General features: G+C 64.5%; 15 protein-coding genes. 8 read left to right on the top strand and 7 right to left on the bottom strand.

The window, feature by feature from the left end:
* The first annotated feature begins 6 nt into the window (after positions 1 to 6).
* Both OCI36_RS09870 and OCI36_RS09865 read left to right on the top strand, forming a co-directional pair.
* The gene (locus OCI36_RS09870; RefSeq protein ID WP_261664924.1) at positions 7 to 402 is read left to right on the top strand and encodes a hypothetical protein; all 396 of its coding nucleotides are present in this window, start codon (positions 7 to 9) and stop codon (positions 400 to 402) included.
* Positions 399 to 992, top strand: coding sequence for a class I SAM-dependent methyltransferase (locus OCI36_RS09865; protein WP_261664923.1), 594 nt, complete (start codon positions 399 to 401; stop codon positions 990 to 992). The genes OCI36_RS09870 and OCI36_RS09865 overlap by 4 nt, the downstream gene beginning before the upstream one ends.
* 31 nt (positions 993 to 1023) lie before the next feature.
* On the opposite strand, the gene OCI36_RS09860 is transcribed toward OCI36_RS09865, so the two are convergent.
* A complete protein-coding gene (locus tag OCI36_RS09860; RefSeq protein ID WP_261664922.1) occupies positions 1024 to 2121 on the bottom strand; it encodes a glycosyltransferase in 1098 nt (365 codons plus the stop codon).
* A gap of 220 nt (positions 2122 to 2341) precedes the next feature.
* Between OCI36_RS09860 and OCI36_RS09855 the strand changes: the two genes are divergently transcribed.
* From OCI36_RS09855 to OCI36_RS09845, 3 genes are all read left to right on the top strand, one after another.
* On the top strand, positions 2342 to 3502 hold the full coding sequence (locus tag OCI36_RS09855; protein WP_261664921.1) for a glycosyltransferase family 1 protein: 1161 nt from the start codon (positions 2342 to 2344) through the stop codon (positions 3500 to 3502).
* Positions 3495 to 4691, top strand: a complete 1197-nt coding sequence (gene glf, locus OCI36_RS09850) for a UDP-galactopyranose mutase (RefSeq protein WP_261664920.1) — start codon at positions 3495 to 3497, stop codon at positions 4689 to 4691. The genes OCI36_RS09855 and glf overlap by 8 nt, the downstream gene beginning before the upstream one ends.
* 160 nt (positions 4692 to 4851) lie before the next feature.
* Complete coding sequence (locus tag OCI36_RS09845; RefSeq protein ID WP_261664919.1) at positions 4852 to 5781, top strand: FRG domain-containing protein; 930 nt, start codon at positions 4852 to 4854, stop codon at positions 5779 to 5781.
* Positions 5782 to 5813: 32 nt separating this feature from the next.
* On the opposite strand, the gene kynU is transcribed toward OCI36_RS09845, so the two are convergent.
* Positions 5814 to 7007, bottom strand: a complete 1194-nt coding sequence (gene kynU, locus OCI36_RS09840) for a kynureninase (RefSeq protein WP_261664918.1) — start codon at positions 7005 to 7007, stop codon at positions 5814 to 5816.
* A gap of 46 nt (positions 7008 to 7053) precedes the next feature.
* Here kynU and OCI36_RS09835 point away from each other — a divergent pair, with 46 nt between their 5' ends.
* Positions 7054 to 7686, top strand: a complete 633-nt coding sequence (locus OCI36_RS09835; RefSeq protein WP_261664917.1) for a DsbA family protein — start codon at positions 7054 to 7056, stop codon at positions 7684 to 7686.
* Between the two features lie 11 nt (positions 7687 to 7697).
* Here the strand turns inward: OCI36_RS09835 and OCI36_RS09830 are convergent, their stop codons facing one another.
* Both OCI36_RS09830 and OCI36_RS09825 read right to left on the bottom strand, forming a co-directional pair.
* Positions 7698 to 8192 carry a hypothetical protein gene (locus tag OCI36_RS09830; protein ID WP_261664916.1) on the bottom strand — a complete coding sequence of 165 codons (495 nt, stop codon included), beginning with the start codon at positions 8190 to 8192 and terminating at the stop codon, positions 7698 to 7700.
* The gene (locus OCI36_RS09825) at positions 8189 to 8821 is read right to left on the bottom strand and encodes a cyclase family protein (protein ID WP_261664915.1); all 633 of its coding nucleotides are present in this window, start codon (positions 8819 to 8821) and stop codon (positions 8189 to 8191) included. Before OCI36_RS09825 ends, OCI36_RS09830 begins: the two co-directional genes overlap by 4 nt.
* A gap of 79 nt (positions 8822 to 8900) precedes the next feature.
* Between OCI36_RS09825 and OCI36_RS09820 the strand changes: the two genes are divergently transcribed.
* Complete coding sequence (locus OCI36_RS09820; protein ID WP_261664914.1) at positions 8901 to 9509, top strand: hypothetical protein; 609 nt, start codon at positions 8901 to 8903, stop codon at positions 9507 to 9509.
* A gap of 302 nt (positions 9510 to 9811) precedes the next feature.
* The gene (locus tag OCI36_RS09815) at positions 9812 to 10756 is read left to right on the top strand and encodes a PIG-L family deacetylase (RefSeq protein ID WP_261664913.1); all 945 of its coding nucleotides are present in this window, start codon (positions 9812 to 9814) and stop codon (positions 10754 to 10756) included.
* Between the two features lie 39 nt (positions 10757 to 10795).
* Here OCI36_RS09815 and OCI36_RS09810 read toward each other — a convergent pair whose 3' ends face one another.
* The 3 genes from OCI36_RS09810 to OCI36_RS09800 all read right to left on the bottom strand — a co-directional run bounded on the left by OCI36_RS09810 (position 10796) and on the right by OCI36_RS09800 (position 13678).
* Positions 10796 to 11551 (bottom strand): tryptophan 2,3-dioxygenase, encoded by a 756-nt coding sequence (locus OCI36_RS09810; protein WP_409996736.1) that lies wholly within the window; start codon positions 11549 to 11551, stop codon positions 10796 to 10798.
* Positions 11552 to 11711: 160 nt separating this feature from the next.
* Positions 11712 to 12890, bottom strand: coding sequence for a zinc-dependent alcohol dehydrogenase (locus tag OCI36_RS09805; protein ID WP_261664911.1), 1179 nt, complete (start codon positions 12888 to 12890; stop codon positions 11712 to 11714).
* Positions 12887 to 13678, bottom strand: coding sequence for an SRPBCC family protein (locus tag OCI36_RS09800; RefSeq protein ID WP_261664910.1), 792 nt, complete (start codon positions 13676 to 13678; stop codon positions 12887 to 12889). The genes OCI36_RS09805 and OCI36_RS09800 overlap by 4 nt, the downstream gene beginning before the upstream one ends.
* Positions 13679 to 14164 lie beyond the last annotated feature (486 nt).

Raw genomic sequence — 14164 nt, 5'->3', positions numbered from 1 at the left:
AGGCAGATGTCACACCGCCGGTGCCTGTTGCTGCTTCCGCTGTTGCTGACCGCCTGTTTCTCGCCTGGGGCCGTGTCCAAGGAGTGCCAGGCGGCAGCCCGAGAGCAGCTGGCGCAGCTGAACCCGCCCGCGGCGCTGAAGGAGTTCCGGCAGCTACAGTCCGAGGTTCATACCGAACGTAGCGGCGGCAAGACCCAGCGCCTGGGTCTCAGCTCCGGCACCCTGAGCGCCGAGCAGGGCGGGCAGACCAAACAGTGGCAGTACGCCTGCCGGGTCGAGGGCGGTCAGGCCGAGTTGAAGCTGTCGCCGGCGGGAAGTGCTCCGGCGGCGCCGCCCACCCCGCCTGGCAGTTCCGGCACGCCGACTTTTGACCTGGGCACCGAAGGAGAAAGCGACCTGTGACTCTGCCTCCCGAGTACTTCGAGGATGTCTATACCGCCAACGAGGACCCCTGGGACTTCGCCACCAGCCCCTACGAGGCCGCCAAGTACGCCCGCACCCTGGCCGCGCTGCCACGTGAAAGCTACCACCGGGCACTGGAAGTCGGCTGCTCCATCGGCGTGCTGACCGGGCAGCTGGCCGGGCGCGCCGATGAACTGCTGGCGCTGGATATCAACGAGCAAGCGCTGGCACGGGCCCGGGCGCGCAACGCAGACCGCCCCAACATTCATTTTCAGCAGGGGCAATTGCCGGACCGCCTGCCGGACGGCCCACCATTCGACTTGATTGTGCTGAGCGAGGTGCTGTACTACCTCTCGCCTGCCGACCTGGACCGCGCGCTGGACGCGGTGCTGGCCCGGCTGGAGCCGCAGGGCACCCTGATGCTGGTCCACTGGACCCCTTTTGTGCCGGATTATCCTCAGACGGGCGACGCTGTTCACACAGCCGCGCTGGCCCGTGTGGGGCGGGGCCTGGAGCACCTGCACGCCGAACGCCACGGCGACGAACAGCAGGGCTACCGGCTGGACGTGTTTGTCCGCACAGAGGATTGAAAACTGGGCAGAGAGAACGCTCTCTCCTCTATCAGATATGCAACCGGGCCAGTTCTTCCCGAACTTCCCGCAGCGCCTGCTCTACCGGCACCGCCGGGGAATGCTGCACCCAGTCCCCAGCCCGGCGCGCCGCGTGCGCCTGTTCCAGCGCCCGCCCCAAAAAAGGACTGTGCAGGGCCGCCGCCAGAGCAGCAGGGTCAGCGCGCCATAGACGGACCAGGGCGTCCGTTGGGGCATGGCCGCCTTGCCAGGCCAGCCGCAGGGCCGCTTCAGCCCGGGCCAACGCCACCACTTCTGCGCCGCCGGGGACCTGCCAGTGTTCTGGGCCGGCGGTCCACTCCTGGAGCTGGGTGGACAGCCCCACCGCCACCCGCCCAGACCGCCGCGCTGAGGTCCAGACTCGGGCCTGCGGAGTGTGGCGCAGCGCAAGGTCCTGCCGGCGCAGAGCCCGCACCAGCGCTATGTCTTCCAGCTCACTCACGTCCGGCACGCCGCCTACTACCCGGTACGCCTGCACGGTCAGCGCCAGGCTGGCCCCGAAATGCTGCCAGTGCCGCGGCCAGGGGTCGAAGGGGACAGGATTCAGCCGGGCCATCAGTGCCTCCACCCACCAGCGATAGCCGCTGTCCAGCAAGTGGGTGCGCCGTACCGCTGGCGGCAGCGCCGCGCGCTCGGCCGGATCCAGCAGGATGCGGCCCGCGCTGGCCTGCACCGCTGCTGCGCCTCCGGTCCGCAGCGGCGCCGTCAGCTGCCACAGCCAGTCGGGAGCTGGGCGAGTATCGGCGTCGGTACTGGCGATGATTCCATCTGGCCCGGCCAGCTCGGCGGCCCAGTCCAGCGCGCGGCGTCGGGCCTGCACCACGCTGCCTGGCCGGTCGGGCCAGCTTTCTTCGCGCAGCGAGAGCTTCAGCTGCGGCAACTGCGCGGCGACCTGTACGGCCAGCTCGGCAGTCCGGTCGGCCGTGTTGTTGACCAGCAGCGCCACCCTGACCGGCAGGGGCCGTCCCATGCCATCCCGCTGAGTACCCAACGCCCGCAGCGCCGCGCCAATATTGTGCGCCTCATCCCGCGCTGGCAGGGCCACCACAACCGGGCGGGCAGAAAGCGGGGCAGGCGAGAAACTGGACACGGACTTTTCAGTGTACCCGCCGGGCAGGCCAATCACCGGGAAAATCAGGCGGGGCAGCGTGTGGCAGGGCTGTAAGAAATTTTAACCAAACGTCAACAACCGGAGAATCTGACTTTTGGACTGTGGCGGACACGCTAATTTAGGGAAACTTCGGCTCGCATCCGGCCGATGCTTTTTACAGCCCGAAAACAAGATATCCAACAAAGAAGGAGTCCCTCAAATGACCCAGTCCTCAAGCATGCCGGCATTACTGGTCCTGTCACATCTGCGCTGGGATTTCGTCTTTCAGCGCCCCCAGCACCTGATGACCCGCGCCGCCCGGACGCGGCCGGTGTACTACATCGAAGAACCGGTCTTCGGGGATCACCCCGACGAACTGCGCCGGACCCAGGACGCCAGCGGCGTCACCGTCTGCACCCCCTACATTGAAGCGGGCCACAGCCCGGCCGAATCCCAGAGCCGCACGGCCGCGCTGCTGGGCGCCCTGGTCCGCGAAGAAGATTTACGCGAATACGACCTGTGGGTGTATACCCCGATGGAATTGCCGGTCACCGCAGCGCTGACCCCACGCGTCACCATTTACGACTGCATGGATGAACTCGCCAACTTCAAAGGTGCGCCGCCCGAACTGCGGCAGCGCGAGCAGCAGCTGTTCCGCCAGGCCGACGTGGTCTTTACCGGTGGGCACCGGCTCTATGAAGCCAAGCGCGAGCAACACAGCAATGTTCATCCCTTTCCTTCCAGCGTGGAAGTCGCGCATTTCGCCCAGGCCCGGCAGGCACAGACCGAGCCGGCCGATCAAGCAGGTATCTCTCATCCCCGACTGGGCTTTTACGGCGTCATTGACGAGCGTTTCGATATCGAGCTGGTGGGCGAACTGGCCCGCCGCCGCCCCGAGTGGCAGTTCGTCTTGATCGGCCCAGTGGTCAAGATTGCCCCCGAAGACCTGCCGCAGGCCGCCAACCTGCATTACCTGGGCAAAAAAGACTACCGCGAGCTGCCCGCTTACCTGAGCGGCTGGGACGTGGCGCTGCTGCCTTTTGCCCGCAACGAAGCCACTGAATTTATCAGCCCCACCAAAACACCCGAATATCTGGCTGCTGGCGTGCCGGTGGTCTCGACCGGCATCCGCGACGTGGTGCAGCCTTATGGCGCCGGCGAAATGGCCCGAATTGCCGACGACGCAGATGCCTTCGAGGCCGCCTGCGCCGAAGCCCTGACCGAAGCCAGCACCGCAGCGGCCGCCGAACGTCAGGCCCGCGCCGATGCCTTCCTGGCCGAACTGTCTTGGGACCGCACCTGGGAAGAAATGGCCGCACAAATAGAACAGGCCGCCGAACAAAATCACTACAGCCCAGAAAAAGGAGCCGCCGATGACTGAACCGACCGAACCACACCAGGACAACACCGCCCCACAGGCCGACCAGCAGGCCGGCGCGCTGACCCAGGCCCCGGCCACCGCTGTCCCGCAGCAGGGCGCCTTCGATTACCTGATCGTGGGCGCTGGATTTGCCGGTAGCGTGCTGGCCGAGCGACTGGCCAGCAGCGGCAAACGGGTGCTGATCGTGGACCGCCGCGCCCATATCGGCGGCAACGCTTATGACGCCTACGATGACGCCGGCGTGCTGATCCACCCCTACGGCCCGCACATCTTCCACACCAATTCCAGGGACGTGTTCGACTACCTCTCACAGTTCACCCAGTGGCGGCCCTATCAGCACCGAGTCAAGGCCAGCGTGGACGGGCAGCTGGTGCCGATGCCGATCAACCTCGACACCGTCAATCAGCTGTACGGACTGAGCCTGACCTCCTTTGAGCTGGAAGATTTCTTCGCTTCGGTGGCCGAACCGGTCGAGCACGTCCGCACCTCCGAGGACGTGGTGGTCAGCAAGGTGGGGCGCGACCTGTACCAGAAATTCTTCCGTGGCTATACCCGCAAGCAGTGGGGCCTGGACCCCAGCGAACTGGACGCCAGCGTCACCGCCCGCGTGCCCACCCGCACCAACCGCGACGACCGCTACTTCGCGGACGTGTATCAGGCCATGCCGCTGCACGGGTACACCCGGATGTTCCAGAACATGCTGGATCACCCCAACATCAAGGTGATGCTGAACACCGACTACCGCGAGATCGTGGACGTGATTCCCTGGCACCACATGATCTACACCGGGCCGGTCGACGCCTTTTTCGACCACTGCTATGGCCCGCTCCCCTACCGCAGCCTGGCCTTCAAGCATGAAACCCACGACGTGGACTATCTGCTGCCGGTAGGCACCGTGAACCACCCCAACGATTACGCCTACACCCGCGTCAGCGAGTTCAAGCACATCACCGGGCAGCGCCACCACCAGACCAGCGTGGTCTATGAATTTCCGCAGGCCGAGGGCGACCCTTATTACCCGGTGCCGCGCCCCGAGAACGCCGAACTCTACAAGCGCTACGAGGCGCTGGCGAACGCCCGCCCAGATGTAACTTTTGTGGGCCGGCTGGCCACCTACCGCTACTACAACATGGATCAGGTGGTGGCCCAGGCCCTGACCACCTTCCGCAAACTGACCGGCGAGGGCTGAGCCAGCCCCGGCGCAGGCTTCCCTCCCCACACCGGCAACCAAGGGCGCGGCGAACTGGAAGATCTGTTCGGCCGCGTCTTTTCATGGCCTGGGGCTGAAATGGGGTCTGCTGGCGGCCCTTTTCTCAGCTCCTCACATTCTCCTTCAGAAAGGAACCCCTATGCACGAATACCGAGTCTCCAGCTGGCTGGAACTGATGGATGTGCTGCATCAAGACACCTGGAATGAGTCGCTGCACCGCTTTCGCTCGCCTTATGTCTTCCGGGGGCAGGGGCGCGAGCTGCCGCTGACCACCACATTGCAGCGGCTGGGCGGCGACCCCAGTGAACTGGAACGCCACCTGGTGCGGGCTTTTCGCAAGTACGCCTACGGCAGCGTGCCTGACCGCGACTTGCTATGGTACTGGCTGGCGGTGGGGCAGCACCACGGCCTGCCTACCCGGCTGCTGGACTGGTCCTATTCGCCGCTGGTGGCGCTGCACTTCGCGACCGCTTCTGAGGATCTGTACGGCGAAGACGGCGTGGTCTGGATGCTGAATTTCTCGGAAACCAACGCCGGGCTGCCAGTGCCACTGCGCGACATGCTGGAGCATGAGGGCAGCGCCGTTTTCACGGTGGATATGCTGGCCGCCCTGGGCGAAGCTTCCGGGGCACTGCCGCCCAGCCGCCTGGGCTTCGACAGCGACACCCACTGGCTGGAGCAGTATGAACTGGTGGCCGGGCAGCCGTTCTTGCTGTTTCTCGAGCCGCCCTCGCTGGACCAGCGCATCGTGCAGCAATCGGCGCTGTTTTCGATGCTGTCCAATCCCAACGCGCAGATTGGCGACTGGCTGCACGCACACGACGGCGCTGTGCAGAAGATCATCCTGCCGGCCGAGCTGAAAGGCGAAATCCGCGACAAGCTGGACCAGGCCAACATCACCGAGCGAACCCTTTTCCCGGACCTGGGCGGCCTCAGCCAGTGGCTGCGGCGCTATTACCGGGTAATGGAGCCGCCCCAGGACGAGGCGGCCGAAGAACAGAGCGACGGCGACCGGTCCAGCGCTGACCATCCCCTGACCCCGGAAGAAGTCCGGATGAAGCAGCACTGAGCTGGGGCTCAGGAGCAGAAAGCCCGCGCCCGTCAGGATACGGCGCTGCCCTCGCCGGCCGCCTCGTACTCGCGGCTGTCAATGATCTCGCGCATGGCCTGCACCACTCCGCGCACATCGTCTTCGTTGTTGTAAAAGGGAATCGGGGCCAGCCGCAAGATGCCCGGCTCGCGGTAGTCGGGAATGATACGGCGGGCCCGCAGCGCCAGCGACACCTGCCGGTTGTGCTGCCATTGCAGCGACACATGGCCCCCACGCTCAGCAGCGGGGCGAGGCGTGATGACCTGCATTTCGGGCAGCTGTTCTTCGGCCAGGGCCAGCAGCAGGTCAGTCAGTTCCAGCGAGCGGGCCCGCAGTTCCTCCGGGTCCACACCCCGGTAGACTTCCAGCGCGCCTTCCAGCGCGGCCAGCGACAGGACCGGCGGCGTGCCCAGCTGATAGGCACCGGCGTCGCCCGCCCGGCGGTACTCGTTGTCCATCTGAAACTGGCTGGTTTTGTCGTTGCCCCACCAACCGCGTAGGCCCGGCAGCACCCCGGCGTGCCGCTCGTGTACATACAGCCCACCCGGTGCCCCGGGGCCGGCGTTCAGGTACTTGTAGCTGCACCACACTGCAAAGTCGGCGCCGTCGTCATGGAACTGGTGTGGCACGGCGCCCATCGAGTGTGCAGCGTCCCAGCCGATCAGGCAGCCCTGCTGATGAGCAGCGGCGGTCCAGCGGGCCACATCCAGCAACTGCCCGGAGCGGTACAGCACCGTAGGCAGCAGCACGATAGCAATCTCGTCGGTGATGGCAGCGGCGATGTCGTCCGGGTGCAGGGTATGGCCGTCGCGCGAAGGAATCAGCCGCAGCTCGGCGCCCTCGCGGTCGGCCCAGGAGCGCAGGGCATAGAGGTCGGTGGGAAAGTCCAGCGCGGTGGCCAGCAGGTGCCGGCGCTGGCCCTGCGGGCGGTAAAAGGTGGCCAGCAGCGCGTGCAGGTTGGCCGTGATGGACCCGGTAGCGATCACTTCCTCGGGTCGGGCGCCTGCCAGACGGGCCAGCTGCGGCGACAGGCTCTCGCTGAGGCCGAACCACTCGTCCCAGCCCACCACCGCCTGGGTGGCCCACTCGTTCAGGCGGCGCTCCACTGCCTGCTTTGCAGCGTGTGGCATCAGGCCCAGGCTGTTGCCGTCCAGATAAATCCCGTCCGGCACCGCGAACGCTTCAGGTTGATACAGTTTTGGCATACCCCAGCTTAACCGGGAGAGGCCGGCCAGGCACCTATACTGAGCCATGCACAGCATCTATTTCGATTTTTTATGCCCTTACGCCTGGCGCGGCCTGGAACTGGCGACAGCTCTGGGCGGCCCGCAGGGGTTCGTGCCGCGGCACTTCTCGCTGCTGGAAGGCAATCACCGGGACAATACCCAGGAACTGCACTGGCGGCTGACCGACCAGGATCCCCGGGCGCAGGGTGAAGATTCTTTCCTGAAGGCACAGCACGCCAGCCTGAACGCTTTTCTGTCGGCGCAGGCGGCCCGCCGCCAGGGCCCGGCCACAGAATGGAACTACTCTCTGGTCCTCTTCCGGCTGCACCACGAGCAGGGTCAGCCGCTGGAAGAAGCCACTTTTCAGCAGGCAGCTCAGTTGGCCGAGGAGCTTGATCAGGCCGCCTGGCAGCAGGCCCGCCAAGAGATCTCTGGCCTGCAAGCGGCGCTGCGGGCCGACCTGGACACCGCCGCTGGCATCGGGGTGCAGGGCACGCCCACCTTTGTTCTGGAGAGCGGCGAGGCTGCCTACTTCCGTTTCGAGGAACTGACCCGTGACCCGGCCGAGGCAAAGCGGCGCTGGGACCTCTACACCGCCGTGCTGCGCGACCCGGCCCGCATTGGCACCATCAAGCGGGCGCGCAACCGCCCCGCCTGAAGCTCGGATACTCAGCTGGAAGAGCTGGCTGCAGCGGCGCTCTGGTCATCTTCCAGCTGTTTGTAGGCGCACAAGGCCGCTGCCACCGCCAGCTCAGGAGGCAGGCCCTGCCCTACCTCCAGCCTTACGTCTTTGCCGTCATAAGCGCCGCCGATCCGCCCCGTCACGCTGGCCGGACCGGTCTGCAAAGACACGTCCTTGCCGCTCCAGCGCCCTGAAAAGCGGCCCCCCACCTCGCCCTGGCTGAAGGTCAGGTTCAGGTCGTCGCCCATGAACTGTCCTCCCAGCCGCAAAGCGGCGCTGGCCGGGGTGAGGGCACCGCGCACGTCGAAGCCGCCCACCCGCCCGCCGACCCGGCCCGACAGCTGGCCGCCGGCATAGGTCAGGTCCAGGTCCTTGCCCTGGTACACGCCACCGATGCGGCCCTGCAGCCGCTCGCCGTTCCAGCTGGCCCGCAGATCGTAGCCGGAAGTGACGCCGCCGATTCTGCCCCGGAGTTCGCTCATGGCAGCAGTATAGCCCGCGCCGGAGCGCCGTCTGCGCCGTGCAGTGGCAGCGGCAAACACACCAGGGTGTACTGGCCGGGCGCGACATGGCTCAGGCTAAGGCTTTCGAGAATATGTATGCCAGCGGCAAAAGCGGCGTGGTGACTGTCCAGCGTCCGACTCTCCAGCGGATCCATGCTGGGCACGTCCAGCCCCAGTAGCCGCACGCCGCGCACGCCGGCCGCCTGCACAAATTCCGGCGTAGGCACGGTAAATTCACGCGGAAAGCTGTCCCAGTGGGCGGGCTGACCGGTGCACAGCAGCAGCCGGGGCGGCAGGTCAGCGGGCAAGTCCTCCAGCAGCGCCGAGGTGATGTGCCCACTGGCCGGCACCCGCACCACCAGCGCCGGTCCCACATACACGTCCAGCGGAATCTCGTGCAGGCGGGGGGCCGCGTCGTCGTAGTGCCAGGGGGCATCCACGTGGGTGCCGGTATGGGTCGAGGTGGAAATCACCCCGGTATTCACCGAGTCGCCGGCCGCGATGCGGGCGCCGGGGGTTACCGTGAACGGCGCATCGCCGGGCCAGTTGGGGTGGCCAGGAGTCAGCAGACGGGAGATATCCAGAACCGGCATGGAGGGAATAGACATGGGCTCAGCCTACGGGAAGCTGCCCGCTTTGGGGGCCCGGGCGGCTTTGCCCCGGCGAAAGGTCCTAGACTGAAAGGCCATGACCAACAAGAACAGGCCCAGCAGAGTGCAGCAACAGGTCCAGGCCGCGGTGGCGTCGCGGCCACTCTGGCAGGGCGCCGCCGGCGAGGTCTACCCTGACCACCTGAAACTGCACGGCCTGAGCGCTAGCGGTCGGCAACTGATCACGGCCGTGCCGGGCAAGCCAGGAGACCCCCAGCCACCGGAACTGCAGCCAGGGCAGAATCCGGCCGGGCTGAGTCCGCAGCGCCTGATTCTGCTGATCGTGCTGGGCGTGGCCTTCGGCGTGGCAACCAGCCTGCTGGGCATGCCCTGGTGGGCACAACTGGTGCTGGGCGTGCTGCTGGCAGCGGTGTATCTCGCCTGGCCGTCGGTGCGGCAGGTGCAGGCCATTCAGCGCTGGGCCCGCGAGCAGGAGGCCGTTACCCTGGTGCTGGCCGGCGAGGAGGGCGGTGCCTCACAGGACGGCGTCATTGTACGGACGGTGTACCCCAGCGACTCGGCTGCCGCCCTGGCGGAAGGCGGGCGCGGCATGGCCCTGGTGGTCTATGGCCTGCCGGCCGACGACCGGGTCAAGCTGGTGCGGCAGGTGCTGGGCTATCAGGCGGTGAACCAGCGGCGGCCCTGAAGTCCAGCAACCAACCTGCCCAGGGCCAGGATGAAGAGAAAAGAACGACCTTCCTCAGGCTAACTAAGAATCTTGCCGCTATCATTTTTAGCTGCGTAGTGATCTGGCTCTTTCCCATTCAAATGGGGATTTTTCTACCAGTAATTCAGCGATCCTGAAAGGAAGAACCGATGAAGAACAAGAGATCTCAGTTTATAGCGCTCGGCCTCAGTCTGATACTGATGGGGTGCAGCGCAGATACGCCGCCTACCAGCACCGTTACACCCAGCGGAACGACGGCCGCAGCCTCATCCACCTCTCCATTGCCTGTCAAAGCTACATCAGGGAATGCGACAGCGCCAGCAACAGCTGGAGCGGCCCACGAAGCTCCGCCGATCCCTGATCCCAAGGCTGTCAAGGATCAGGACCTTGGCATCACGGAAGACAGGGTCGAGGCACAGAGCATCTGGTGGTGGGATGACGTTTCCTTCTACGTCGTTGCCCATCAGGACGACTGGCAACTGTTCATGAGCCCAGAAGCCTACGCGGATTCACAGCAGGAAAACACCAAAATGGTGATGATCTACCTGACGGCGGGTGACGCTGGGCGGCGTTCCATGACGCCCGGCGAGTCCTATGTTCTGGCGCGCGAGGAAGGAGCCGAACGGAGCCTGCGGTTCCTGTCGGATGTCGGCACCGTATCGCATAAGGCCGCGACTCGCAGCCAGGCCCGGATTGGCGACCACCTGATCCGGCGAGTCGCTTATGGCAACACCGTCAGCTATTACTTCCGTCTGCCTGACGGCGGGTTCCTCTCTCAGCTACACGACGGAGAAATCCAGCAACTTGCAGCGGTGGACCAGTCGACAGTTTATCAGGGCTGGGACGACCTCTCGGCCACGCTCAAACAGGTGCTCCGCAAGGAAGGCAGCTACACGGCGAAACTTCACGTTAATCTGGCCGACCCCGATGCCCAGATCAACGACGGTGATCACAGCGACCATCAGGAAACGTCCCTGCTGGCCGGCGGCCTGCTGACAGATGTCCCCTGTGCCGAGCAGAGGCTTTACCAGACCTATAACACCTCTAGTCTCCCCGTCAATATGACACCGGACGAGCTGCTGAACCACGCCGCCCTCTTCGGTATCGTGGAAAGCGGGCGGGCTGACAAGGGCTTTCCCGGCGCCTGGGAACCTCTACACAAATCCTGGCTGGGCAAGCATTACCTGCGGGCCCTGCCGGCCAGTCAGCCGGTGCCCTGCTTCTGAACTCAGCCACTCCTAACCATGGGGGTCCCTGCACCAGCGTTACAGCTCGGTTCGGGCCTCCCACAATTCCGGAAACAGCACCGTATCCAGTGCCTGTTTAAGGTACCCAGCGCCGCTGGTCCCGCCGCTGCCGCGCTTGAACCCGATCACCCGTTCCACCGTGGTCAGATGGTTGAAGCGCCAGCGCCGGAACTGGTCTTCCACGTCCAGCAGTTTCTCGGCCAGCTCATACAGTTCCCAGTAGCGAGCGGTGTCACGGTACACGGCCAGCCAGGCGGCCCGCACCGCCGGATGAGACTGATAAGGCCGGCGGAAATCGCGTTCTAGTACCTCGGCCGGCAGATCAAAACCCGCCTGGGCCAGCAGCCGCAAGGTCAGGTCGTAGAGGCTGGGAGCTTCCAGCGCTGCCTGCAGGGGCCCGTGGAGTTCCGGGCGGTGGGCATGTGGCCGCAGCATCACCTCATTGCGGTTGCCCAACATGAACTCCATCATGCGATAGCGCTCGCTCTGAAAGCCCGACGCCTGTCCGAACGCGCTGCGAAATTCCAGATAATCGGCCGGGGTCATGGTCTTGAGCACGTCCCAGGCGTTGGTCATCTGTTCCTCGGCGCGCACCACCCGGCTCAGCATCTTGAGCGGTGCGTCGGTGATTCCAGCTGCGAGCAGGTCCATGGCTGCCGACAATTCGCGCACGATCAAGTCCAGCCAGACCTCGGAAACATGATGGATGGCGATGAACAAGTGTTCGTCATGGGCGTCAGTCACTGGCTGATGAGCGCTTCTGAGGAGGTCCATCGGCGCTGTCAGGCACTCCGGGACGCCCGGCGGCTTGGTCTGCTTGTGGGAGCATAGCTCCAGTGTGCCACGGCTCCGCAGCCGAAAGGCAGAGCCGGCAGCCAAAAAGAAACCTGCTCCCAGAGGAACAGGCTCCTGCAAGTGCTTATAGAGCCAAAGCTCAGGCCCAGGGGTTCAGGACAACCTTGATGCAGCCGTCGTGCTTCTGGCGGAAGGTCTTGTACAGATCCGGCGCCTGATCCAGGCTGGCGCGGTGAGTAATCACGAAACTGGGGTCAATTTCACCGGCTTCAATGCGGCTCAGCAGCGGGCCAATGTAGCGGTGGGTGTGGGTCTGCCCCATCCGGAACTGCAGGCCCTTGCCGAATGCGGCGCCCATCGGCATCTTGTCCACCAGACCGCCGTACACACCCGGCACCGACACAGTTCCGCCCTTGGCACAGCTGAGAATGGCCCAGCGCAGCGCCGTAATGCGGTCGAAGGTCATGCCAGTCACACGCTCGGTCACGTCTAGCGCAGCACCGGGGCCGTGGCCGTGCGCTTCCATACCCACGGCTTCAATTACGTGGTCGGGGCCACGGCCGCCGGTGGATTCCAGCAGCGCCACCAGCACGTCTTCCTTCTCGTAGTTGATGGTCTGGCAGCCGGCTGCTTCGGCCATCGCCAGTCGCTCCGGCACCCGGTCAATCACGATCACGTGGGCCGCACCCAGCATCTGCGCCGAGCGGGCTGCAAACTGGCCGACAGGACCGGCACCAAACACCGCCACCACGTCGCGGCCCGGCAGAATACCGCACTGCTCGGCTGCCTGATAACCGGTAGGGAAAATATCGGTCAGGAACAGCACCTGTTCATCTTTGAGGTCGGTCTCGATCTTGTAAGGGCCTACGTCAGCGAACGGCACCCGCACATACTGCGCCTGTCCACCTGCGTAGCCACCGAACATATGCGAGTAGCCGAACAGCGCGCCGCCGCTGGTGGCACCATACAGCGCTTCCGCCATACGGTGATTGGGGTTGGAGTTGTCGCAGGCGGAATACATGCCGCGCTGACAGGCGTCACACACACCGCAGGCGATGTTGAAGGGTACCACCACGCGGTCCCCCACCTTCAGCCGCTTGACGTCACGGCCCACTTCCACGACTTCGCCCATGAATTCGTGGCCCAGCACGTCACCTTTTTCCATGCTGGGAATCGCACCGTCTACCAGGTGCAGATCCGAGCCGCAGATGGCGGTCGAGGTGATTTTGATAACGGCGTCGGTGGGCAGCAACAGTTCCGGATCCGGAACCCGCTCCACGCCGATCTGATTAATTCCCTGCCAGACGATCGCTTTCATTGTTCACCCTTCTTTTCGGTGTTCTTAGAGGACGGAGAAGTGACTTCAGGCTGCGCGGCTGGCGCCGGTTTCCGCTGGCCAGCGTCGGCCCGGCCACTGGTCTGTCCGTTGGTGGTGGGGTTGTAGCCCAGTTCCTGTTCACGCTTAAAGCGCATCAGGTCGTCGCGCAGCTGCTGGGACGGCTCCTCACCCATGATGCGGGCCGCGATAGCACCGAAGCTGCCTCCGGGCGGGCGATAAGTCAGGCGCACGGCCACTTCAGTGCCACGGTCGCCCGGAGCGGGGCGGAACAGCACTTCACCGCTGTTTTCGATGGTAGAACCGGGCAGCGAGCGCCAGGCCAGCCGCCGCTGCGGCTCGTCGGCAGTGATTTCGGCTTCCCAGGACACTTCGCCAAAAGGAGCGGGGGCCTGAACGGTCCAGCGAGAACGGCGGCCATCCAGCACTTCAACCCGGTTCAAGTGGCTCATGATGCGCGGCAGGTTGGGCAGGTCGCGCCACTGAGCGTAGACCTGCTCCACTGGCTTGCCGATGGTGGCTGCCTCACGCACCTGCACCTCGCCCTGGTCGTTCTCGTCCACCTTGAGGGCGGTGGCCAGTGGATTGCGGCCCCGGGCAGCCATATAGCCCAGGCCGCCGCCCAGGCCCAACAGCACCAGGCGGCTGACGCCCGACCGGCCCAGACCGGTCAGCAACAGGGCGCCGCCCAGGACGCCCAGAGCAGTACGCTCACTGCCCGGCAACTCGGCGCCGGGCAGTTTCTTGGGAGGAACAGCTTTGGTGTTCATACAGCCAACTATGACGCATCTCCAGAGGGCTGAACGTGTGAAACTTTATGCCTATCCAGTGCAAAAAGGTTTTCTAAAAACGGCTCAACTCGCCTTCAATCCAGAAAGGTCCAAAAGGACCAACTTCTTTTTTCCAGACAAATAGTGGAGGCTTTTTTCGGCCGCACATAGGAGGCCTAATGGAGAAGGGAGTTTGCCAAATGGCAGACCCATTCTCAGAGAAAAATATCCAGGGCAGCGCACTTTTTCAGATACCTTTTCAAACGTTAACCTCTCCTTTGAAGTTTAAGTTACTATCAGAATCTTCATCAGCCCCTAACTCATAAGTTGCACCTTGCATAGCTGAGCGAATAGCTCAGACTCAGAACTTGCACCTGAATAGGCGGACAAAAAGCGCTCCCAGAGCTGAAATTCTGGAAGTGTGTACAAACAGGTTTCAGGGGAGCGCACCCATATTCTCTCACAGCGGATTCTGGACATTCCAGA

The sequence above is a fragment of the Deinococcus sp. Marseille-Q6407 genome (assembly GCF_946848805.1).
Taxonomy (GTDB): Bacteria; Deinococcota; Deinococci; order Deinococcales; family Deinococcaceae; genus Deinococcus.
The sequence above is the reverse complement of the archived record's forward strand: the minus strand, read 5'-3'. Positions and strand labels throughout refer to the sequence as shown.

Coding starts and splice junctions, on each gene's coding strand:
- OCI36_RS09870 (WP_261664924.1), top strand. CDS start 7: ATGTCACACCGCCGGTGCCTGTTGCTGCTTCCGCTGTTGCTGACCGCC.
- OCI36_RS09855 (WP_261664921.1), top strand. CDS start 2,342: ATGACCCAGTCCTCAAGCATGCCGGCATTACTGGTCCTGTCACATCTG.
- glf (WP_261664920.1), top strand. CDS start 3,495: ATGACTGAACCGACCGAACCACACCAGGACAACACCGCCCCACAGGCC.
- OCI36_RS09845 (WP_261664919.1), top strand. CDS start 4,852: ATGCACGAATACCGAGTCTCCAGCTGGCTGGAACTGATGGATGTGCTG.
- kynU (WP_261664918.1), bottom strand. CDS start 7,007: ATGCCAAAACTGTATCAACCTGAAGCGTTCGCGGTGCCGGACGGGATT.
- OCI36_RS09835 (WP_261664917.1), top strand. CDS start 7,054: ATGCACAGCATCTATTTCGATTTTTTATGCCCTTACGCCTGGCGCGGC.
- OCI36_RS09830 (WP_261664916.1), bottom strand. CDS start 8,192: ATGAGCGAACTCCGGGGCAGAATCGGCGGCGTCACTTCCGGCTACGAT.
- OCI36_RS09825 (WP_261664915.1), bottom strand. CDS start 8,821: ATGTCTATTCCCTCCATGCCGGTTCTGGATATCTCCCGTCTGCTGACT.
- OCI36_RS09820 (WP_261664914.1), top strand. CDS start 8,901: ATGACCAACAAGAACAGGCCCAGCAGAGTGCAGCAACAGGTCCAGGCC.
- OCI36_RS09810 (WP_409996736.1), bottom strand. CDS start 11,551: ATGGACCTCCTCAGAAGCGCTCATCAGCCAGTGACTGACGCCCATGAC.
- OCI36_RS09805 (WP_261664911.1), bottom strand. CDS start 12,890: ATGAAAGCGATCGTCTGGCAGGGAATTAATCAGATCGGCGTGGAGCGG.
- OCI36_RS09800 (WP_261664910.1), bottom strand. CDS start 13,678: ATGAACACCAAAGCTGTTCCTCCCAAGAAACTGCCCGGCGCCGAGTTG.